Origin of the sequence: Streptosporangium sp. NPDC051023 (assembly GCF_040689595.1) — a bacterium.
Classification (GTDB): Bacteria; Actinomycetota; Actinomycetes; order Streptosporangiales; family Streptosporangiaceae; genus Streptosporangium.
Map to the genome: position 1 here is coordinate 138705 of NZ_JBFBCE010000006.1, position 20315 is coordinate 159019.

Sequence of the window (20315 nt, forward strand, 5' to 3'; positions counted from 1 at the left end):
CCCCATGTTCAAGGTCATCCGTCGAGCCTGGCGTTACCTGATCTTCGCCCTGTCTGGCAGGTTGAACGAGCTGTCCGATCCCCGGGTCCAGCTCGAGCAGGCCATCCAGGAGGCCAAGGAACAGCACCGGCTCCTGACCCAGCAGGCCGCCTCGGTCATCGGCAACGAGCACGAGTTGGAGATGAAGCTCAACCGCTCACTCGAGGAGACCGAGAAGCTCCAGGCGAACGCCCGGCAGGCGATCCTGCTCGCCGAGCAGGCCAGGGCCGCGGGTGACGAGCGCAAGGCCCTGTCCTACGAGGACTCCGCCCGTGCCTTCGCCTCCCGCCTCGTCTCCGCGGAGACCGCGTTGCAGGAGGCCCAGCTCATGCACGAACGCGCCCGGCAGGCCTCGGCCCAGGCCCGCGCGGCGGTCGAGACCAACGCCATGGCCCTGCAGAAGAAGCTCTCCGAGCGGATGCGGCTGCTGTCCCAGCTCGACCAGGCCACGATGCAGGAGCAGCTCAACAAGGCCATGGGCGACCTGTCCGGGCTCACCCCCGCGGGAGAGACCCCGACTCTGGACGAGGTTCGGGAGAAGATCGAGAAGCGCTACGCCCGCGCCCTCGGCGAGGCCGAGCTGACCTCGAACTCCGTCGAGGCCAGAATGATCGAGGTGGAGCGCGCCGCCATCGACGTCGAGGGCGCCGCCCGCCTCGAGGCCATCAGGGAGAGCCTCGGCCTCGACAAGAAGCCCGAGATCGAGAACTGAGCGCACGGAGTCCGCGGGACTCGGAGATCCGGCTCGGGACTCGGGTTTCACACCGAACACCGGAGCCGGGCGCTCAGTCCACGGGGTCGGGGCTCGGGGAGCCGCTCGGGCTCACACCGGGTGTCGGAGTCGGGCCGGGGGCTGGGCCGCGGGGCGGGTTCAGCGAACCGGTAGGTCGTAGACCCGGCGGACACTGCTCGGGGTGGTGCCGAGATCGGCGCCGTAGACGTGCAGGGAAATCGCCGTGGTTTCGCCGATGTTGCGGACCCGGTGGATGTCCCCCGGCGGGGCGAAGCCGCTGACGTCGCCCGCCCGGTTGGCCGTACGGCCGGCCTCGGTGAGGTGGTCGCCGTCGAGACGGTAGATCGTCTCGTACTCGACGCCCTGCAGCACACCGAACACGCACCACGCGATGTGGTCGTGGATCACGGTCTCCTGGCCCGGCCGCCAGACGATGGCCACGATCGAGAAGGCGGGCTCGGTGTGGAGGATGTGACCCACGTAGTGGTCGGGGTCACCGAGGCGTTCCTCCTCGGTGAGGATCTCCGGGGAAAGCGGCCTGCGGCGCAGCGCGTCGGCCACGGCGAAGGCCGTCGCACGGGGGCTCGCGGACCGGCCGGTCAGTTCCCGCGTCTCCGTGACCAGCTCCGCGAGACCGGGACGGACAACTGCTGTGATTCCCATACGTCAAGGGTGTGTCGCACCAATACATAACGTCTAATGCCTATCTTTCTGTTCATTCATCGATAATTTTGATACATGCTCGATGTCGTACGGCTTCGCGTCCTGGCCGCTGTCGCGAGGCACGGCTCGGTCACCGCGGCCGCCAGGGAACTCCACTACTCCCAACCCTCCGTCAGTCACCACCTCGCCAAGCTCGAAGCCGAGACCGGCGCGAAGCTGATCCAGCGGGTCGGCCGGGGCATCAGGCTCACCGAGGCGGGCCGCCTGCTGGCCGAGCGGGCCACCGAGATCGTCGGCCGCATCGAATCCGCCTCCGCCGAACTCTCCGCGCACATCGGTCTGCGCGCGGGCCGGGTCAGACTGGCCGCCTTCCCCTCGGCTCTGGGCACGTTCGTCCCCGAGGCGGCCTCACTGCTCACCCAGAGGCATCCGGGGCTCGGGCTGCGCCTGACCGAGACCGAACCGCCGGAGGCCCTGCGGATGCTCCGCGCGGGCTACGTGGACGTGGCGGTCATCTTCCGCTACGACGACACCGCCCCCGAGCCGGAGGGCGTCCGGCTGGTCCACCTGATGGACGACCCCAGCTACCTGGTCACCTCCGGCCTGAGCGGCGAACTGCCCTCGCACCGGGACTCCCTGTGGATCGGAGGGTGCGACCGGTGCCGCAGCCACCTGCTGCGGCTGTGCGCGAAGGCGGGCTTCGAGCCGGAGATCGCCTTCACCACCGACGACATCGTCGCCGTCCAGGCTCTCGTCGCCGCGGGAATCGGGGTGACGGTCCTGCCGGGGCTCGCCCTGCACGCGCACCGCCATCCCAAGGTCACAACGGTTGAACTGCCCGGCTCGACCCGTCACGTCTACGCCGCCACCTATGGCGAGCCACCGTCCCCTCCCGCGACCGCCGCCCTCCTGGCCGCCCTGACCTCCGCCGCGCCCAGAAAGCCCCCTGCTCCCCCACGCCACAAGCCGGCACCGACGCGACAACCCGCACCCGCACGGGACGGACAGCCTCCGAGCGCCGGTACGGCGCGCGGCACCGGGCGCGCGGCCGGGAAAATCTGAGGCGATCCGGAGCGGGCCGAGTCTAGGATCCGGATATGCCGGATCTGACGACACTTGCCCTTTTCGCTGCCGCGACCCTCGCCCTGCTGCTCGTGCCGGGTCCCGCGGTCCTCTACATCGTGACCCGCAGTGTCGCCCAGGGCCGGGGCGCCGGGCTGCTGTCCGTGCTGGGCATCCACCTCGGCTCCGTGGTGCACGTGGCCGCCGCCGCCCTCGGCATCAGCGCCCTCCTGGCCGCCTCCGCGACCGCGTTCACCGCGGTCAAGTATCTGGGCGCGGCCTACCTGGTCTGGCTCGGCGTCCGCAAGCTGATGACCCGCGCCGACGGCGACGCCCCCCTGGAGGCGCAGGCCGTGTCCAGGGCGCGGCTGTTCTGGGAGGGCTTCGTGGTCAACGTGCTGAACCCGAAGACCGCGATCTTCTTTCTGGCCTTCCTCCCGCAGTTCACCGACCCCGCGCGCGGCCCGATCGCCCCGCAGGTCGTGGTGCTCGGCATGATCTGGATCACGCTCGGCATGGCGAGCGACGCCGCCTTCGCCCTGCTCTCCTCGGCCATGGCGGGCCGCCTGCGCCGCTCCGCCCGTGCCCGTCGCCGCCTGGACGTGACCAGCGGCGTGGTCTATCTCGGCCTGGGCGCGGTCGCGGCGTTCACCGGCGAGAGCGCCGCCGCGGCCAGGGCCTGAGCGACCCGCGCCCGTCCCTCCATCCGGCCCGGCCCGTTCAGCCCGCCCCGCGGGGAGAGCGCGGCCGGAGGAGGAACCCCGCGGCGACGACCCTGCGGATCACCAGCGTGAGCGCCGCGACCGCGATGGCCGTCCACGTCTGGGCCTGGGACAGGCGTAGGAGCCCGGCCGCAAGGAGGAAGTCGAGCAGCACGGCCACCGCGATCCCGGAGCCGCCGCCGAACACCAGGACGGCGAGCGCGGCGACCAGTCCCATGGCGATGACCGGGACGACGGCCGCCTGGAGCAGCTCAGCCATTTCCCGCACCGGCCGCGGGACGGGTGGCCACCTCTCCGACCGAGCGCCCCTCCCGCTCGATCTCCCTGTTCAGGAAGAAGTTCAGCGCGGTCCTGATGGCCGCGATCGCCGCGAGCTGCCCGATCTGCGTGAAGCTCGGCGTGATGGCCGTACGCAGGATGTCCCCGGCGAGCTGGAACTCCAGGCCAAGAGCGAGGAACCTGCCCAGGAACAGGCGCACGACGACGAACCCGTTGGCGTCGCGCTCGCGCACGGCGACCACAAGGAAGCGGGCGAACGCGACCACCGCGCCGACGAAGATGACGACCGCACCGGCCGCCTCGACCAGCCGGACGAACAGGTCGACGACCTCCCGGAGGGTCTCCTCGGGCAGAAGGTCACGCATGTGCTGCTGGTACCCGTTGATCTCCCGCCTAAGCGGTAACCACCCAGGTCCTGCCTCCGGTGACCGCCCGGGACCGTGGCTGCGGATGAGCCCTCCCCACTCCTGTGCGGCTCCTGTACGGCGGGCAGCTCCACCGGGGCGCCACGATCCCGGCCGAGCGAGGTGCGCCCCGGCGAGGGCGGATAGACGGGAGACGAGAAAGCCGGGGCCGGGCGTCTCGGCACAGGGGCGCCTCTTTCCGAATCACGGAATTCCCCACGAAAAGACCGAAGACTTCTTTCCGCCCAACGGAACGCCCGCCACCACAAAGCGCAATTCCCAAATCACCGAACGCTCAAATCACGGAACATCTCTTTCCGTAAAGCGGAATGCATCACCAAATCATGAAGCATCCCCCGAGTCACCCCCCTTTCCGGACCACGGAACGCCACTTTCCGTAAAACGGAATGCATCACCAAATCATGAAGCATTCCCCTCCGAGCCACAGAACCCCCCTTTCCGGACCACGGAACGCCCCTTTCCGGACTACGGAATTCCCAGACAAGCCGAAATCTCAAGCCCCGAAGGCGGGCGACGCGGGCATCATCACTACAGGTCCATGAGCAGGCAGTTTCCCATCCGTTCATGATCGCATCCACTCAAAGTCGCACCAATTTTCCCTTTTATTGCCGACCAAAACCATTGAGTCGTCAGATAAAGCTAATTACGGTCCACTGACGTAGCTGTTCGATCATTTCTGGAGGAGAACGCTGTGAAGCTTGCCAAGATGGGCATTGCCGCCATCGCCCTGATCGGCGCGACCGCGGTACCGCTGAGCATCTCGACCCCGGCCAACGCCGCGTCCTGCGGAGGCTCGCGCATTGAGCACATAGCGGTGAACTCCGGTGGCAGCACCTACGGCTACCTCGACGTTTACTACAGCTCGAGCACGGGCAGGAACTGTGCCCGTCTCGACCGGGTCGTGAACTACGGCACCAAGAAGGGGATGATCCTCCAGCTCTGGGCCTGCCAGCCGGGGTCCAACCCGTGCGGGCAGCTCGACTACGAATCCGACAGCGGCCAGTTCGGCCAGTACGCCGGTCCGGTGAGCGTCTACGGCAAGGGCCGGTGCATCCAGGTACAGGGCTCCGTCCAGGACGCGAGCGACAACTGGGCCAACCTCACCACCCCGATCTTCCACTGCTGATCCGAAGACGGCCCGCGCCCACCCCGTGCGGGCTTTCCGGCGACGCCTTCGAAAGAGCCCCCTGAAGGCGCCGCCTCCGAGGGCACGACTCCCGGCGGCACCGTCGCGCCGACAAGCACCACGGTGAGAACCCACCGCAGCGGGAAGTCACCGTCGTGGGAGTCATGCCCGAAGCGCCGGGGCCGCGGGGGCGGGGCGATCGCCCCGTCCCCGCGGTCACCGGCCCCTGCCCGTCGGGCCGTGCGGCGGCTCAGATCGCGTTGAGGTTCAGTAACTCCGACGCGATATACCCAACAAGCGTTTGATCCAAAAACTGAACCGTGAGAGGCTCCCGGGCGCACCACCTCACCCTGCCCGGAGTCAGCGGGCCGGGCCGAACCAGGTGGTGAGGGCGGTGCGGAGGGCCACGTCCTCGGGGGTCTCGGGAGCCGCGCCCACCGGGGCCGCCCAGGCGACGTGGCCGTCGGGGCGGATGAGCAGCGCGGCGGGGGCGGGGACCTCGCCGACGACCGGGAGGAGCCAGCCGCCCTCCCGGCACCTCGCCTCGACCAGGTCGACCCGGTCCGCCCAGCCCTCGGCCACCGCGGCCAGATCAAGCCCTCCCCCGCTGCTCGCGCCGAGATCGAGCAGGACGGGCCTGGCGGCGTGCAGCAGGCCGAACAGGCGGATGTCCCCGCCCGGGGTCCGCAGGTCGAGATCGGGAACCCGCCGCCCGAGCAGCGGATGCCCGCCGCCCATCGGATATCTGATGTCCAGCGCGGTGATCATGCCGCCGAGCAGCCGGTTCACCGCGTCGATCTCGATGAGCCCGCCGAACACCTCGCGCAACGCGGTCATCTGCTCACCGGGACGCCCCAGCACCGTCTGCGCGCGCGTGTTGCGCAGCACTCCCTCCGCGACCGGGTGCCGCTCGGCGTGGTAGCTGTCCAGCAGCCGGTGCGGCGCGTGACCGTTGACCACGGAGGCGAGCTTCCAGCCGAGGTTGACCGCGTCCTGCACCCCCATGTTCAGTCCCTGCCCGCCCGCGGGAAAGTGAATGTGCGCCGCGTCCCCCGCGAGCAGCACCCGGCCCCGCCGGTACTCCGCCGCCTGCCGCGCGGCGTCGCTGAACCGGGAGACCCAGCGGGGGCCGTGCATGCCGTAGTCGGTCCCGGCGATCTTCACGAGCGCCTCCCGCAGCTCCTCGAAGGTCGCCGGGGCGTCCCGATCGGCCACGTGGTCGAACTCGTTGGTCATCACCCGGTACCAGTCCTCGCCGAAAGGCAGCACGGAAAAGGAGCCGTGCTCCCTGCGCTCCTGGAAGATCCATTCGGTGGGCGGGTCGGCGAGCGCCACATCGCCGAGCATCGCGGTCATCGTCGCCGGAGTCCCGGGAAAGCCGATTCCGGCGAGCTTGCGGACCGCGCTGCGCCCGCCGTCACAGCCGACCAGGTAGTCCGCGCGCAGAGTCTTCACGCCTTCCGGCCCCCGTACCTCGACGTCGACGCCGGTCTCGTCCTGGTGGACGCCCGTCACCTCGGACGACCAGCGCACCCGCACGCCAAGCTCGGCGGCGCGCTCCTCCAGCAGCCGCTCGATGGTCGCCTGCAGGACCATGAGTATGAAGGGGTACCTGGTCTCGAAGCGGCCGAGGTCCAGCCACAGCGCGGAGAAGTGGGCCCTCTGCAGCCTCTGCCCGGCGTCGAGGAAACCCCCGAGAATGCCCCGTTGGTCGAGGACCTCCATGGTGCGGGCGTGGATGCCGCCCGCCCGTGACTCGCCGCCGCGCCCGGCGAGCCGGTCCAGCACCGCGACCTCGACCCCGGCCAGCCGCAGCTCGCATGCGAGCATCAACCCGGTCGGCCCGCCCCCCGCGATCACCACGTCCGTTTTCGCCACGATCGCCTCCTTAACGCAGTTAAATTTAACTACGTTAAGGATTAATTGAACGATGTTAAGCTGTCAAGCGTTCCCGGACGGAGGGCAAGATGAAGATCACTCCCGAGGCGATCGCACGGACCTCGCTGCGACTGCTCAACGAGGTCGGCCTCGACGGGCTCACCATGCGACTGGTGGCCAAAGAGCTCGGCGTGCAGGCCCCCGCCCTCTACTGGCACGTCAAGAACAAGCAGGAACTGCTCGACGCCATGAGCGGGCTCGTGCTCGCCGAGAGCACCGAGGGGATGGAGCTGCCGGGGCGCGGCGTCTCATGGGAGGAGTGGGTCACCGACTCGATCCGGCGGCTACGCCGGGTGATGCTGCGCTACCGGGACGGGGCCAGGATGATGGCGGGCACCCACGTCACCGACCCGGCCATCTTCCGGATAACCGAGCTGTCCCTGCGGACGATGCAGGATGCGGGCTTCTCCCTCCGCGAGGCCGCGCGCACCTTCCCCACACTCCTGCACTACACCATCGGTTTCACCATCGAGGAGCAGGCACGCACCGGCGTCTCGTACGGCGACGACAACCCCTACCTGCCGGGCCGGATCGCCCTCTCACTCGACGCCGAACGCTTCCCTCTCACCACACGGGCGCTGGACGACCTGTTCGACCCCGACGGCGACGCGAGCTTCGAGCACGGCCTGCAGGTCATTCTCAGCGGCATGCGCGCCCGCCTGGAGTCGCCGTAGCACTCGCCGAAGATCGGGCCCGTACGCCTCCACCCCACACCGACGGGCGCCCACAAAATTTGCGAGGTGCGCATTTTTGCGGATCCCGCAAAAACTTGTTAGCGTTGCCCCATGGGATGGCGGGAGCAGAAGAAGGCCGAGACGCGTGCGACGCTGAGCTGGGCGGCGCTCCAGCTGAGCGTCGAGCGCGGATTCGACACCATCAAGGTGGAAGACATCGCCAGGGCCTCCGGTGTCTCGCCACGCACGTTCAACAACTACTTCTCCAGCAAAGGTGAGGCGATCGTCGCCCGCCACCTCGACCGTCTCCTGCGCGTCGCCGAGATGCTCCGCGAGCGCCCGGCGGAGCCGCTGTGGGACGCGATCGCCCAGTCGTTGCTGCCACAGTTCGAGCCGGACACCGCGGCGGCAGCCCTCCCCATTCCCGACGCGGCGCAGTGGGCGGCGGGCGTGCGCATGATGCTCACCGAACCGGCCCTGCAAGGTGAATTGCTGCGGGCCGGGGCCGTCGCCGAGGCCGAGATCGCCGCGGCCGTCGCCGAGCGCACCGGCACCGACCTGAACCAGGACCTGTACCCGCATCTCGTCGCCTCCCTGGTCGTGGCCGCGACGAACACCGTCATGGCGCACCACCTCCGCACCAACTCGTCGGTACCGGTCGAGCGGCTGCTGGCCGACGCCCTCGCCCGGATCGCGGCGGGACTGCCCACCCCCTAGAAGCCACCAGAAACAATTTCAGCCCGGCGGACAGCCGGGCCGATCTCTCATGCCCGGAAAGGGAGTCCCCTCATGATCGATGTCGTCATCGCGGGCGCAGGCCCCAATGGCCTGATGCTCGCCTGCGAACTCGCCCTGGCCGGAGTGCGCCCACTCCTCCTGGAACGCCTCACCGAGCCGATCGACCAGCAGCGCGCGAACGGCCTGGTCGGCCAGGTCGTGCGCATGCTCGACCGGCGCGGACTGTACGAGCGGCTGACCTCCCCCGGCGCCGTCCCCGAGCCCGCACCGCGTTTCGTGTTCGGCGCGTTCCCGCTCGACCTGCACGACCTGCCAGACAACCCGCTCTACGCACTGATGGTGCCCCAGCACCGGATCGAGCGCATCCTCGCCGAGCGCGCGGCCGAACTGGGAGTCGAGGTTCGCCGTGACCACGAGGTCATCGGCCTGACACAGGACGAGAAGTCGGTGACGGTCGAGCTGCGCGACCGGGAGCCGATCCAGGCGGCCTTCCTGGTCGGCGCCGACGGCGGGCACAGCCTGGTCCGCAAGCTCAGCGGGATCGACTTCCCCGGCGTGACCACCGACGACTCGGTGTCGCGCACCAGGCATGTGAGCGTGCCCCGGGACATGATCGGTGCCGACAGCGGCCTGGTCGTCCCCGGTTTCGGCGTCGTACCGCCGTTCCAACACCTGCGCACCGAACGCGGCCTGATCATCTGGGCGCCGTTCCCCAACGGCGACCCGTTGGTCAGCACGGTGGAGTGGGAGCAGCCCCCCGAGGGCGAGGCCTCGCTCGACGAACTCCGGGCCAGCGTCTGCCGTGTGCTCGGCGCGGACGTGCCGCTCGGACCGCCGACCGGGCCGGGACCGCACCTGGCAAGGCGGCTGTTCGGCGGCAACACCCGGATCGCGTCCCGGTACCGCGCAGGCCGGGTGTTCCTGCTGGGGGACGCCGCGCACGTGCACTCGGCGATCGGTGGCCCGGGACTCAACCTGGGCCTGCAGGACGCGATGAACCTCGGGTGGAAGCTTGCCGCGCACGTGCGCGGCCACGCACCGGAGGGACTGCTGGACACCTACGAATCGGAACGATTCCCGGCGGCGTGGCGGGTCGCCATGCACACCCAGGCACAGTCGCTGCTGATCCGGCCGGGCGGCGACGTGACGGCGTTGCGCCAGCTGTTCGGCGAACTTCTCGCCCAGCCCGCGACGCGGCAGCACATCGCCGGTCTGCTGTCCGGCGCCGACGTCACCTACGACATGGGAGGGGCAAACGGGCCGCTCGTCGGCCGATGGGCACCCGATCTGCCAGGCCTGCGCGAACTGACCCGCACCGGCCGCCCGCTCCTCCTCGACCCCACCGGCACCCTCGACGCGGGTCCCTACGCGTCACAGATCGACACCGTGACCGTCCCGGAACTGGACACCGCGCTGCTGCTCCGGCCCGACTTCTACGTCGCCTGGCAGGGCACCACGGACGAAGGCCTGGATCAGGCGCTGGGCGCCTGGTTCAGGGCCGCCTGAGCGGCGGCGCCCCACAGGGATCTGCCGTCCCGTCCTGGGCGAGGCCCTCCGCCCCGCCCAGGACGAGACGGTGGCGCGGCAGCACGAAAACGCAGCGCCGGGACGTCAGCGGGGCATCCTGCGCCAGACGGCGCGGGGCAGCACGCGCATCACCGCGAAGAACGCGCGCAGTGTGCCGGGCACCCACACGACCTCGGTGCCGGAACGCAGCCCCGCGACCACCGCGTCGGCGACCTGGCCGGGTGTCGAGGACATCGGCGCCGGGGACATGCCCCTGGTCATCCTGCCGACGACGAAGCCTGGCCGTACGATCATCACCCGGGCGCCGGAGCCGTGCAGCGCGTCGCCCAGTCCCTGCGCGAAGCCGTCGAGGCCCGCCTTGGCCGAGCCGTACACGAAGTTGGCCCTGCGAACCCGTACCCCCGCGACCGACGACAGGACGACCAGCGTGCCGTGGCCCTGCTCACGCAGGTGCCGGGCGGCGAAGAGCCCCGCGGAGACGTGCCCGCCGTAGTTGACGGCGACCGCCCGCGCGGCGGCGACCGGGTCGGCGTCGTAGGCGGCCTGGCTGCCCAGCACCCCGAAGGCGGGGATCACCACGTCGAGGTCGCCGACCAGCTTCACCGCGGCCTCGATCACCTCGCCGTGCGTCTCGGGCAGGGAGGCGTCGAAGTCCAGCAGGTGCACCTCGGCGTCCCCGATCACGAGCGGCGTCTCGCCGGGGTCGCGCGAGGCCAGCACGACCCTGCGGGCGCCGTCACGGACCAGTCGCTCGACGACCGCCAGACCGATCTCGCTGCGCCCGCCCAGCAACAGCACGGTGTCGATCGAGCCCAGGGCGTTCTTCACCACGTTCCTCCAGCATGGATGCCCCGTCCTACAGGGCGGGTGGGAAATGAGGATGTCAAAGCGCGAGCCTTCTGGCCAGGTCGGAACGGAAGACCCCGGAGGGATCCGCCTCGTCGCGGACCTTACGCCACTCCTCAAGCCTGGGGTACATCACCGCGGCGGTCGCCGCCGACATCCGGGAGTCCTTCGCGAGATAGATCCGACCGCCCGCCTCGGCGACCCAGCCATCGAACTCCCGCAGCAGCCGGGCCAGCCCCGCGCGGCCCGCCGGGATGTCCAGGGCGAGGGTCCAGCCGGGGACGGGGAACGACAGCATCCCCCGCGTACCGGGACCGAACCGCTTGAGCACGGTCAGGAAGGAGACCACGCCCTCGGCGGAGAGCCGGGAGACGATCCGCCGCAGCGTCGCCTCCTCGCCGAAGGGCACCACGAACTGGTACTGGACGAAGCCGTTGGAGCCGTAGACCCGGTTCCAGCCCTCCACGAAGTCCAGCGGGTGGAAGAACGGCGCGATCCCCTGGATCAGGCCGGTCGCGGGACGTGCCTTGCGGTACCACGCCTCGTTGAACGCCCGCACGGTCAGCGGGTTGAGCAGGCCGTTCGGCGCCCACGGCGGCGCCTTCAGGAGCGATCCCGGAGCGAACACCAGCGGGTCAGCGCCCCGGGGCAGCTCGTCACGCCCGGCGTGGTCGCCCCGGGTGAGCACGCTGCGGCCCATCCGGGCGCCGGAGGCGAGCAGATCGATCCAGGCGACCGTGTACCGGTAGCGGTCGTCGGTCGCGGTCATGGTCTCGAGGGTGTGGTCCAGGTCGCGGGTCCGCTCGACGTCGACCCGCACCCGCGAGGTCTCGATCGGCACGCACTGGAAGACCGCCTCGGTGATCACTCCGGTGAGCCCCATGCCGCCGACCGTGGCCCAGAACAGGTCGTCCTCCGGCGTCAGCGTACGGCTGCCGCCCCCCGCCGTGACCAGCGTGAGGGAGCGCAGGTGGGCGCCAAAGGAGGAGTCAACGTGGTGGTTCTTGCCGTGCACGTCGGCCGCGACGGCACCGCCGACCGTCACGTGCCTGGTGCCCGGGGTGACGGGGACGAACCAGCCCCTCGGCACCAGGGCCGTCATCAGGTCGTGCAGGCTCAGCCCCGCGGCGGCGGTGACCAGTCCCGTGGACTCGTCCAGGGACCACGAGGTCAGCGCGGTGCAGTCGAGGACGAGCCCTCCCGCGTTCTGCGCGGCGTCGCCGTAGGAGCGGCCGAGTCCTCTGGCGGCCACACCGCGGCCGGAGGCCCGCCGTACCAGCTCGGCGACCTCCTCCGGGGAACGGGGCCGGGCCAGGCGCGCGGCAGTCGGCGCGGTACGGCCCCAGCCGGTCAGCAAGGTCATCTCAGGTAGATCCCGATCAGGAGCGGAAGGAGGAGAAGGGCGACGAACAGTTGCAGGGGCCGGTCACTCAGCGCGAGTTCCTCCGGCTCCTCGCCGACGCCCCGGTCGACCAGCAGGTTGTGCCGCAGGACGATGAGCACGAAGGGAACGATGCTCATCGGGTAGAAGGGCCCCGGGTGCTCGTTCAGCGCCCAGAGACAGTAGGTCACGATCATGGCCCCCGAGGCCATCGCCCGGACGCCCGCCAGGTAGCCGGGCGTGTAGGCGGCCAGGATGGCCCGCGTCGCGTTGCCCGTCGCGTTGCCCAGGGAGGCGCGCAGCTCGGTCTCGCGCTTGCCCGCGACGAGCTGGAGCGAGCCGAGCGAGATGACCACGAGGAACCAGCTCGTCACCGGCACCTGGACGGCGATGGCTCCGGCGAAGGCCCGGATCACGTGGCAGCCCGCGACCGCGACGAGGTCGACCACCTCCTGGTGCTTGAGGTAGTAGGTGTAGGAGAAGGTCAGCGAGAGGTATCCGGCGACGACGAGCGGCAGGCGCCAGCCGCCGGACAGCGCGGCGATCGCGGGGGCCAGCACCACGAGCATGATCCCGATGACCCAGGCGAGCCGTACCGGGACCAGGCCCGCGGCGATCGGGCGGTGGCGCTTACGCGGGTGGCGGCGGTCGGCCTCGACGTCGGCCGCGTCGTTGAGCAGGTAGGCACCGCTCGCCGCCGCGCAGAAGGCGGCGAAGGCGATCAGCGCGTCCAGCGCCCCCTGAACGGTGAACAGCACGCCCGAGGCCGTGGGGGCCGCGAAGACCAGGCCGTTCTTCAGCCACTGGCGCGGACGGCAGGCGCGCAGAAGGGCCAGGGGCAGGAACCTTCGAGCAGCGCCTGCGGCCACAGGCGGGTCAGCCTGCGGTCGTTCGAGCGCCGTCTCCTCGTTCACCGGTTCTCGGTCATCGAGCCCCGCTGTCACCGTGGATCGCGGGGAACCCGTCGACCGGCGGAACAGAGCCGGGAAGGAGAATCGATAAGGGGGGTAATGTCACCTTGGGCATGATGACCTGATTCTTGTTCCTTATGGCGTCGTCCACAAGGTCATTGACGGCGGGAAAAGTCATCTTGGCCGGGACCGCAAAGGCGGCGGCGCCGTACGTGCCGATCCATCACCCGTGACACGGGACGCCGGGCGGCCCAGGGCGCCGGCGGCCCCCCGAACCGTCGAAAAGCCCTCTCCCGGTCTCTCCCCGGCTACCTGCCGGGCTCGGGGTCGCGGGGCAGGCCGAGCATTCGCTCGGCGATGATGTTCAGCTGGACCTCGGTGGTACCGCCGTAGATCGTCATGGCCCTGGTGGCGAGGACGGCGCGGTTCCAATAACCCGCGTCACCGAGCTCCATGTCCGCGGCGACCACGGCCGAGGCCCCCAGCAGGTCGACCGCGCACTCGGCGACGTGCTGGGCGTGCGAGGTGGACAGCAGCTTGCGGACCGAGGCGTCCGCGCCCGGCTCCGCGCCGCCCAGCTGCCTCAGTGTCACCCGCAGGCCGAGCGCGTTGATCGAATGACCCTCGCAGACCACCCCGGCCAGCGTCTGACGCTCGGTCGCGGTGAGCTCGCGGCCGAGCCTGGCCGTCAGCCCGAGCAGGTCGCGGACCGAGGAACCGGTGCCCCCCGCCCCCGAGGAGAGCGAGACCCGCTCGTTGGACAGGGTGTTGCGGGCCACCTTCCACCCCTCGCCGACCTGGCCGACCACCAGCTCGTCCGGGACGAACACATCGTCGAGGAAGACCTCGTTGAAGAGGCTCTCCCCGGTCATCTCCGTCAGCGGCCTGACCGTGACGCCCTTCCCCTTCATGTCCACCAGGAAATAGGTGATGCCCTCGTGCTTCGAGCCCGCGGAGGAGTTGCGGGCGACGCAGATGCCCCACTCGGCGATATGCGCGATCGAGGTCCAGATCTTCTGACCGTTGAGCCTCCAGCCTCCCTCGACCTTCTCCGCCCTCATCTGGAGCGAGGCGAGGTCGGAGCCCGCGCCGGGCTCAGAGAAGAGCTGACACCAGATCAGCTCACCGCTCAGCGTGGCGGGCAGGAAGCGCTCCTGCTGCTCGGGTGTGCCGTACGCGGCGATCGACGGCACGACCCAGGCGCCGATGATCATCTGGGGAAGCTTGATCCCGGCGGCCTTGAGCTCCTGGAGGATGAGCACCTGCTCAAGGGGCCTGGCATCGCGTCCCCAGGGCCTGGCCAGGTGTGGCATGACGTAACCGGCCTCGGCCAGCGCCCGCTTCTGCTGCCTGCCCTCAAGCCTGGCGAACCCGGCGACCTCGGCGCGGACGCGCTCGCGGAGCGGGGCGGCCTCCTCGGGCAGGTCGACCTCCATCTCCCGGCTCACGCCGTTCAGCGCCAGCGAGGCGACCGCGTCGGCCCACTCGGCGGAGGGGCCGAGCAGCGCGCGCAGGCTCAGCGCGCGGCGGTAGTAGAGATGGGCGTCGTGCTGATAGGTGTAGCCGATGCCGCCGAAAATCTGAATCGCGTCCTTGGCGCACCGCACGGCGGCGTCGGGCGCGACCACACCCGCGATGGCGGCGGCGTAGGCCGCCTCGTCACCGGCGCCCCGTACGGCCTCCTCCCCCTGCCCCTCGGCGCCGGCCGTCGCACTCGCCGCCCTCGCGGCGCGGGTGGCGTCCCACACAGTCGCGCGGGCCTGTTCGAGCGCGACGAGCATCCTGGCCGCCTTGTGCTTGACCCCCTGGAACTGCCCGATGGGGCGGCCGAACTGCACTCGCACCTTGGCGTATTCGGAGGCGGCGGTCACGCACCACGCGGCGATGCCCGCGGCCTCCGCGCCGATCAGGATCGCGGCCAGGTGACGAACGTGATCCCCCGTGAGGCCGTCGAGGACCCGCCCGGCCGGTACGGCGACCGCCTCAAGCTCGACCCTGGCCACACCGCGGGTGAGGTCCAGCGCCCTGATCGGGGTCACGGTCACGGCGGAGGCGTCGACGGCGATCCACTCCTGCCCCGTTTCCGTGTTCACCGGCAGCACCAGAACGTCGGCGAGCGCGCCGCCCAGGACCGGCTCCGCGACGCCGCCGACCGTCAGCCCGCCGTCCTCGCCCCGGGTGCCGATGATGGAACCGGTCAGCGCGACGGCGCCGGTCAGCGTGCCGTCGGCGAGGCCGGGCAGCAGCTCGGCGGGCGCCTTGCCGTCGGAGGCCAGGATCGCGGCGCCGGCGAGAACGGTCGGGAGGTAGGGGCCCGGGGTGACCCGCTCGCCAAGGACCTCGACGGCCACGGCCGCCTCCAGCAGGCCGTACCCGCTGCCACCGTATTCCTCGGGGAGGTGGAGACCGACAAGCCCCTGGGCGGCGAGGCTCGCCCAGAAGGCGGGGCGCTCCTCGCTCTCGGCCGAGACCGCGGCCCGCACGATCTCCGAGGAGATGTTCCGCTCTGCCCAGCCGGTCACCGATTCACGAAGCGCCTCGTGCTCCTCGCTCAACCCGATTGCCATGACAGCCTCCAGACATGGTCAGTGACAGAACCATATTCTAGAATGTATTTCCGTCACAACGCCCGAGCGCTGGCCACCAGCGGGGCGATGTCGGCCCAAAGTTGCCTGTGCGTGTCCGGCACGGTGATGAGGAGCATGGCCGGCTTGCGGCGGCCGATGTCCAGCAGCGTGAGCGCCGCCTGCGAGGTGTGCCTCTTGCCCTTCACCGTGTAGGCCACCCGGTATCCGAGCGTCCACCCCTTGCCCGCCGCCGGTTTCTGCGACGCGGTCCAGGCCACTTTGCTGCCCGCCGGATAGTAGTTACCGATCGTCCACTTCACCGCGCCCGCCGCGGCCCTGCGGAACTCCGCGTCGGTCTTCAGGTCGGCCTGGGGAGCGGCCCCGGGAAGGAGGCCTGAGGCGATCATCGTGCCCGGCTGCCGCCCCGTCCCGACCTGCTGGCCCGCGGAGAAGGACGGGATATCGGCGACCACCCATGGCTTGCCCAGCTTGGCGTAGGTGATCGCCGCCCTGCTGTCGGTCATCGCGCCCAGCACCGGGCTCGGCGTACCGGGCAGCACCCGCAGGACCGTCGTCGCGGGCAGGCCGGGCAGTGTGATCGGAGGCACGGACGGAGAGGCCCGCACGGCGGTGCCGGTGTCCGGCCGGTCGGCCCCGGAGGGCTTGGCGGGCTCGTCGCCGGAGAAGAGCACGAAGATGAGGAAGACCGCCAGGGCGGTGACGAGGGCGGCGCCGAGGCTGTAGATGAACCTGATCGGGATGTCCCCGATCCGCATCAGCAGGCCGTCCTTCTTGCGCACGGTCACGCCGCCGGGCCCAGGGTTCGCCCGGGGCGAGAAGGGCGCGGGAGGCGGCCCAGGAACGAGGGGCGATCCGCCCGGCCGCACCCCAGGAGGCGAAACGTCGGAGCCGAGCCCCCTGACGTGCCCGGCGAGCTCCGAGCGAGCCGCCCCGGAAGAGGTGGGGTCGGGGCGGGAGGACCCGGAAGCGGGGAAGGGCTGGACGGACCCGGAACGGGCGGACCCGGGGCCGGCGGGTCCCGGCTCGGCGTCCCAGGCCCAGATCCCGGACAGGGACCCGGCCTGAGATCCGGCCCGGGACCCGGTGCCGGACACGCTGTCGGACACGCTGTCGGACACAGCCTGGCCGGCCTCCGACTCGGTCGTGTCGAGCCCGGGGAAGCCGGTCATCGGGAAGAGCCAGACGGACTCCTGCTCCTCAGGCCCCTGTGCGCCGGGTTCGGCCTCGGTCCCCGTTTCGGCCCCGGCCTCCGGGGACGATCCGGTGGAGCCGGGCCTCGGGACGAGCACGGTCTCCTCGCCGTCCCCGATGGGGAACCTGCGCGGCACCCGAGGGTTGATCATCGTGCCGTCCTCGGCGCGGACAGCGGGTATGGGCGCCGTGGGCGCGTCATAGGACGGGATGTATCTGTCGTGAGAGCGCCCGGAGGAGTCGCCGCCAACATCCGCCATGGGCGCCAGGCTATGTCACCTCGACTGATAGATGGAACGCATACCATCACACTTCGGCCACGAGGCATCCCTAATCCCCTCGATGACCCCGCCTCCAAGGGAACAGAATATAGTTCCGCATCGGCCGTGGCCGCCGGGCCGCCGCCGGGTCCTGACGCGTCGCGGATCCGCGGGCCCGCCGTACATCCCTGGCCGCCCGGCCCACACGTCTCGGGGCGATCGGCTGCCCCGCGGCCGGGCGCGGCCCCGGGGATCCGGCCGAGCCCGGCACCGGTGATCCCCAGCGGCGTATCTTCCGCGATGAGCTGGGAAGATACTCACGCATGCAGGGATGGAGCTCACGGGTCGGGCTGTTCGCCGCCGTCGTCATGATGCTCGCAGGGTGCGGCCAGAGCGCGAAACCGGCGTCACCGGGCCCGGAGCCTTCGGGGACAGGCACGGCGACGACCGCGCCGCCGAGCACCTCGGCGGGCGGCACGCCCCCCGGCACTCCGACAGGCGCGCCGCCGGGCGCCGCCTCCATCGGGCCGGAGGCCCTGGAGTACAAGTACGAACAGGTCATCGCCACGGTGCTGCCGTCCATCGTGCAGATCACCACGCAGAACGGCCTCGGTTCCGGTGTCGTGTACGACAGCTCAGGACACATCATCACCAACGCCCATGTCGTCGGCCGGGCCACGACCTTTGAGGTGACGCTCGCCAGCGGCGGCAAGCCTCGCAGTGCGAAACTCGTCAAGGCCTTCGAGCTCGGCGACCTGGCCGTCATCAAGGTGAACGATCCCACGGGGCTGAGACCCGCCAAGTTCGGCGACTCGGGCAAACTACGGGTCGGGCAGCTCGTGCTCGCCATGGGCAACCCCCTGGGCCTGTCCGGCAGCGTCACCAACGGCATCGTCTCCGCGCTGGGCCGTACGGTCAGCGAACCGCAGGAGGAGGGCGCGCCCGGCGCGACGATCACCGGCGCCATCCAGACCTCGGCCGCGATCAATCCCGGCAACAGCGGCGGCGCCCTGGCCAACCTCGCCAACGAGGTCATCGGCATCCCGACCCTGACCGCCGTCAACCCCGAGCTGGGCGGGGGCCAGGCCCCGGGCATCGGTTTCGCGATCCCGTCCAACACCGCCACCGACATCGCCGACCAAATCATCAAGTACGGCAAGGTCACCAACACCCACAGGGCCGCCCTCGGGATCACGGTGCAGACGGTGATCGGCCCGGACGGCAGGCCCTCGGGCGTCGGCGTCGTGCGGGTGGCCAGTGGCGGCAGCGCCGACAAGGCAGGCATCAGGCGCGGCGACGTGATCGTCTCGATCAACGGCACCCCGACCAAGGACACTCAGGCCCTGGCCGAGCTCCTGGCGGGCCTCAACCCGGGCGACCGTGCCAAGGTCGAGATCATGCACTCTGACGGCTCCAGAGCGACAATTACCGTCCCCCTGGGCGAGCTCTCCGCGGGCGGCTGAGGACGTCAGCCGCCCAGGACCGCGTTGAGCCTGCCGTACTCCAGGGCGCCCTCGAGCGTCTTGTAGGTGCCCGAGGCGAACAGTTCCTGCGTGGCACGGCGGACGACGGTGTAGGCCGCCTCCGCGATCGCGGAACCCACGCTGACCCGGGCGACGCCGAGCCCGGCCAGTTCAGCGACCGTGGGGGCGCCCGGTCCCGCCAGGATGTTCAGGGGCGCCTTCACGGCCTCGGCGAGAGCGGAGACGGTCGCGGGGTCGAGGACCCCGGGGACGAAGACGCCGCTCGCCCCGGCGGCGAGGTAGGCGGCGGCGCGCTCGACCGTCGCCTCAAGCCGCTCCTCGGGGGCCCCTACGGCACGCAGGTAGACGTCGATGCGAGCGTTGATGTAAAGCGGGATCCCCGCCGTCTCGGCCGCCTGCCTGGCCGCGGCGAGCCGGTCGCACTGCTCCTGCACGGGGCGCAGCGGGGAGCTCCCGCCGTGGAGCGCGTCCTCGATGTTGACCCCGATGCCACCCGCCTCGATCACGCCTCGGACCGTCTCCGCGACCCCTTCGGGCTTGCTCGCGAAGCCGCTCTCGATGTCCGCGGTGACCGGGACGTTCACGGCGGTGGCGATACGGGCGACGAGGTCGATCGCGCGGTCCCGGTTGAGCCGGTCCCCGTCGGGGGCGCCGAGGCTCCACGCGACCCCGGCACTGGTGGTGGCCACCGCCTTGGCCCCGGCCTCCTCGACCAGACGCGCACTGGCGACGTCCCAGGCGTTCGCCAGCACCAGCGGCTCACCGGCCGTGTGTAGCGAGTGGAACAGCTCTGCCTTGCCTCGAAGAGTCGTCATGCGGTGTAGTAAACCAGCCTGGATCATGCTTGTTACCGCTGTTTTCGGACATACCCCAAACAGGACACGTCCCGGACACAAGCCCGTGGCCCACGCTCAGCCCCGCCCGCCGACCACACCACCGAACTCTGACCCCACCGGCGGGGAAAACCCAAGGGCGGCCGGGCAGGCGTCGCCGTCTGCCCGACCGCCCTCAGACGATCTGTTCCGTGTGTTTCGAGCACGGAACGGGGGTGGAGGTGGCGGGAATCGAACCCGCGTCCTTCAACTCCAAGACAGGGCTTCTCCGGGCACAGCCTGCTTTGCTTTTCTCAGCCCCGGCGATCACACAGGCAAGACGCCGACGGGCTCAGCCACTGTTTGATTTCCCGATCTTCCCCGTGGCCGGGTCGATCGGTTGAGCCTCCTAGCGATGCCGGATCCGGGCCGGAGGCGCTCCCGGGCCGGCAGAAGTCACTCGCTGCTTAGGCGGCGAGCGCCAGGTTGCCCTGGCTGACTTCGGAGTGCGTCTTATTGGCACTTGTTGGTCGCGGTCACAGTGTTAACGAGGTTATGTCCGCAGTCCTCGACCCGCTTCCCCTGACTTGCAAAGCCAAAGTCGAAACCAGTCACCCCCCTGTTGAGTTGTCAACCCGGCCCTGGGACCGAGTCATCCGAAGATACCGGTTACAACACCGGTAACGCCAACTCAATTCCCCGCGAGCGGCGAGCCTCGCCGGGAGGGCGCGCAACGGCGAAACCCCGGGAACGCGGCGTCATCGCGCACGTCCCCGGGGTCGACCGGCAGGGTCGAGCCGGCCCGGACGGCCAGGGCTTCCCCCGAGACGAAGCCCTGGTCCCATCGCGGTGACCGGGTCCGCAACCCCCCAAGCGGTGCCCGGTCACTTAGAAGGACGCAGACCGGGCACCCAAT

The 20315-nt window shown here is 70.4% G+C and carries 18 protein-coding genes and 1 other RNA gene; 8 read left to right on the top strand and 11 right to left on the bottom strand.

All coding sequences use genetic code 11. From position 1 onward, the window contains the following. The first annotated feature begins 4 nt into the window (after positions 1-4). Positions 5-751 (top strand): PspA/IM30 family protein, encoded by a 747-nt coding sequence (locus tag AB0395_RS06080; RefSeq protein WP_366277521.1) that lies wholly within the window; start codon positions 5-7, stop codon positions 749-751. A gap of 159 nt (positions 752-910) precedes the next feature. On the opposite strand, the gene AB0395_RS06085 is transcribed toward AB0395_RS06080, so the two are convergent. Beyond that, entirely contained in the window at positions 911-1435 is a 525-nt protein-coding gene (locus tag AB0395_RS06085) for a cysteine dioxygenase family protein (protein WP_366277523.1), read from the bottom strand. Positions 1436-1510: 75 nt separating this feature from the next. Here AB0395_RS06085 and AB0395_RS06090 point away from each other — a divergent pair, with 75 nt between their 5' ends. Both AB0395_RS06090 and AB0395_RS06095 read left to right on the top strand, forming a co-directional pair. Further along, the gene (locus AB0395_RS06090; protein WP_366277525.1) at positions 1511-2497 is read left to right on the top strand and encodes a LysR family transcriptional regulator; all 987 of its coding nucleotides are present in this window, start codon (positions 1511-1513) and stop codon (positions 2495-2497) included. A gap of 35 nt (positions 2498-2532) precedes the next feature. After that, positions 2533-3180: a LysE family translocator gene (locus tag AB0395_RS06095; protein ID WP_366277527.1), complete on the top strand. Its 648-nt coding sequence runs from the start codon at positions 2533-2535 to the stop codon at positions 3178-3180. A 37-nt stretch (positions 3181-3217) separates the two neighbouring features. On the opposite strand, the gene AB0395_RS06100 is transcribed toward AB0395_RS06095, so the two are convergent. Together AB0395_RS06100 and AB0395_RS06105 are read right to left on the bottom strand one after the other, a co-directional pair. Beyond that, positions 3218-3478, bottom strand: a complete 261-nt coding sequence (locus AB0395_RS06100; protein ID WP_366277529.1) for a hypothetical protein — start codon at positions 3476-3478, stop codon at positions 3218-3220. Next, entirely contained in the window at positions 3471-3863 is a 393-nt protein-coding gene (locus tag AB0395_RS06105) for a DUF1622 domain-containing protein (RefSeq protein WP_366277531.1), read from the bottom strand. Before AB0395_RS06105 ends, AB0395_RS06100 begins: the two co-directional genes overlap by 8 nt. A 751-nt stretch (positions 3864-4614) precedes the next feature. On the opposite strand from AB0395_RS06105, the gene AB0395_RS06110 reads away from it, so the two are divergent. Further along, the gene (locus AB0395_RS06110) at positions 4615-5049 is read left to right on the top strand and encodes a hypothetical protein (RefSeq protein WP_366277533.1); all 435 of its coding nucleotides are present in this window, start codon (positions 4615-4617) and stop codon (positions 5047-5049) included. Positions 5050-5409: 360 nt separating this feature from the next. On the opposite strand, the gene AB0395_RS06115 is transcribed toward AB0395_RS06110, so the two are convergent. Continuing rightward, positions 5410-6927 carry an FAD-dependent monooxygenase gene (locus AB0395_RS06115; protein WP_366277535.1) on the bottom strand — a complete coding sequence of 506 codons (1518 nt, stop codon included), beginning with the start codon at positions 6925-6927 and terminating at the stop codon, positions 5410-5412. Between the two features lie 89 nt (positions 6928-7016). Here AB0395_RS06115 and AB0395_RS06120 point away from each other — a divergent pair, with 89 nt between their 5' ends. From AB0395_RS06120 to AB0395_RS06130, 3 genes are all read left to right on the top strand, one after another. Then, positions 7017-7661: a TetR/AcrR family transcriptional regulator C-terminal domain-containing protein gene (locus AB0395_RS06120; protein WP_366277536.1), complete on the top strand. Its 645-nt coding sequence runs from the start codon at positions 7017-7019 to the stop codon at positions 7659-7661. A 111-nt stretch (positions 7662-7772) separates the two neighbouring features. After that, entirely contained in the window at positions 7773-8378 is a 606-nt protein-coding gene (locus AB0395_RS06125) for a TetR family transcriptional regulator (RefSeq protein WP_366277537.1), read from the top strand. A 72-nt stretch (positions 8379-8450) separates the two neighbouring features. Then, on the top strand, positions 8451-9905 hold the full coding sequence (locus tag AB0395_RS06130; protein ID WP_366277539.1) for an FAD-dependent monooxygenase: 1455 nt from the start codon (positions 8451-8453) through the stop codon (positions 9903-9905). A gap of 105 nt (positions 9906-10010) precedes the next feature. Here the strand turns inward: AB0395_RS06130 and AB0395_RS06135 are convergent, their stop codons facing one another. The 5 genes from AB0395_RS06135 to AB0395_RS06155 all read right to left on the bottom strand — a co-directional run bounded on the left by AB0395_RS06135 (position 10011) and on the right by AB0395_RS06155 (position 17103). Beyond that, a complete protein-coding gene (locus tag AB0395_RS06135; RefSeq protein ID WP_366277541.1) occupies positions 10011-10754 on the bottom strand; it encodes an SDR family NAD(P)-dependent oxidoreductase in 744 nt (247 codons plus the stop codon). Positions 10755-10809: 55 nt separating this feature from the next. Further along, on the bottom strand, positions 10810-12135 hold the full coding sequence (locus AB0395_RS06140; RefSeq protein WP_366277542.1) for an FAD-binding oxidoreductase: 1326 nt from the start codon (positions 12133-12135) through the stop codon (positions 10810-10812). Beyond that, the gene (locus AB0395_RS06145) at positions 12132-13022 is read right to left on the bottom strand and encodes a decaprenyl-phosphate phosphoribosyltransferase (RefSeq protein ID WP_366277591.1); all 891 of its coding nucleotides are present in this window, start codon (positions 13020-13022) and stop codon (positions 12132-12134) included. Before AB0395_RS06145 ends, AB0395_RS06140 begins: the two co-directional genes overlap by 4 nt. 350 nt (positions 13023-13372) lie before the next feature. Further along, positions 13373-15631, bottom strand: coding sequence for an acyl-CoA dehydrogenase (locus tag AB0395_RS06150; protein WP_366277544.1), 2259 nt, complete (start codon positions 15629-15631; stop codon positions 13373-13375). Between the two features lie 53 nt (positions 15632-15684). Next, a complete protein-coding gene (locus AB0395_RS06155; RefSeq protein ID WP_366277546.1) occupies positions 15685-17103 on the bottom strand; it encodes a hypothetical protein in 1419 nt (472 codons plus the stop codon). 323 nt (positions 17104-17426) lie between these two features. Between AB0395_RS06155 and AB0395_RS06160 the strand changes: the two genes are divergently transcribed. Continuing rightward, positions 17427-18566 (top strand): trypsin-like peptidase domain-containing protein, encoded by a 1140-nt coding sequence (locus tag AB0395_RS06160; RefSeq protein ID WP_366277548.1) that lies wholly within the window; start codon positions 17427-17429, stop codon positions 18564-18566. A 5-nt stretch (positions 18567-18571) separates the two neighbouring features. Here AB0395_RS06160 and AB0395_RS06165 read toward each other — a convergent pair whose 3' ends face one another. Together AB0395_RS06165 and ssrA are read right to left on the bottom strand one after the other, a co-directional pair. Further along, on the bottom strand, positions 18572-19402 hold the full coding sequence (locus AB0395_RS06165) for an isocitrate lyase/phosphoenolpyruvate mutase family protein (protein ID WP_366277550.1): 831 nt from the start codon (positions 19400-19402) through the stop codon (positions 18572-18574). 231 nt (positions 19403-19633) lie between these two features. Then, positions 19634-20018: a transfer-messenger RNA gene (ssrA, locus tag AB0395_RS06170) on the bottom strand. Positions 20019-20315: the final 297 nt, after the last annotated feature.

Bases quoted from the DNA above. Each gene is read 5' to 3' on its own strand.
- AB0395_RS06165 (WP_366277550.1), bottom strand. From the start codon at position 19,402: ATGACGACTCTTCGAGGCAAGGCAGAGCTGTTCCACTCGCTACACACG.
- AB0395_RS06160 (WP_366277548.1), top strand. From the start codon at position 17,427: ATGCAGGGATGGAGCTCACGGGTCGGGCTGTTCGCCGCCGTCGTCATG.
- AB0395_RS06120 (WP_366277536.1), top strand. From the start codon at position 7,017: ATGAAGATCACTCCCGAGGCGATCGCACGGACCTCGCTGCGACTGCTC.
- AB0395_RS06090 (WP_366277525.1), top strand. From the start codon at position 1,511: ATGCTCGATGTCGTACGGCTTCGCGTCCTGGCCGCTGTCGCGAGGCAC.
- AB0395_RS06130 (WP_366277539.1), top strand. From the start codon at position 8,451: ATGATCGATGTCGTCATCGCGGGCGCAGGCCCCAATGGCCTGATGCTC.
- AB0395_RS06095 (WP_366277527.1), top strand. From the start codon at position 2,533: ATGCCGGATCTGACGACACTTGCCCTTTTCGCTGCCGCGACCCTCGCC.
- AB0395_RS06100 (WP_366277529.1), bottom strand. From the start codon at position 3,478: ATGGCTGAGCTGCTCCAGGCGGCCGTCGTCCCGGTCATCGCCATGGGA.
- AB0395_RS06080 (WP_366277521.1), top strand. From the start codon at position 5: ATGTTCAAGGTCATCCGTCGAGCCTGGCGTTACCTGATCTTCGCCCTG.
- AB0395_RS06155 (WP_366277546.1), bottom strand. From the start codon at position 17,103: ATGGCGGATGTTGGCGGCGACTCCTCCGGGCGCTCTCACGACAGATAC.
- AB0395_RS06140 (WP_366277542.1), bottom strand. From the start codon at position 12,135: ATGACCTTGCTGACCGGCTGGGGCCGTACCGCGCCGACTGCCGCGCGC.
- AB0395_RS06085 (WP_366277523.1), bottom strand. From the start codon at position 1,435: ATGGGAATCACAGCAGTTGTCCGTCCCGGTCTCGCGGAGCTGGTCACG.
- AB0395_RS06125 (WP_366277537.1), top strand. From the start codon at position 7,773: ATGGGATGGCGGGAGCAGAAGAAGGCCGAGACGCGTGCGACGCTGAGC.
- AB0395_RS06150 (WP_366277544.1), bottom strand. From the start codon at position 15,631: ATGGCAATCGGGTTGAGCGAGGAGCACGAGGCGCTTCGTGAATCGGTG.
- AB0395_RS06105 (WP_366277531.1), bottom strand. From the start codon at position 3,863: ATGCGTGACCTTCTGCCCGAGGAGACCCTCCGGGAGGTCGTCGACCTG.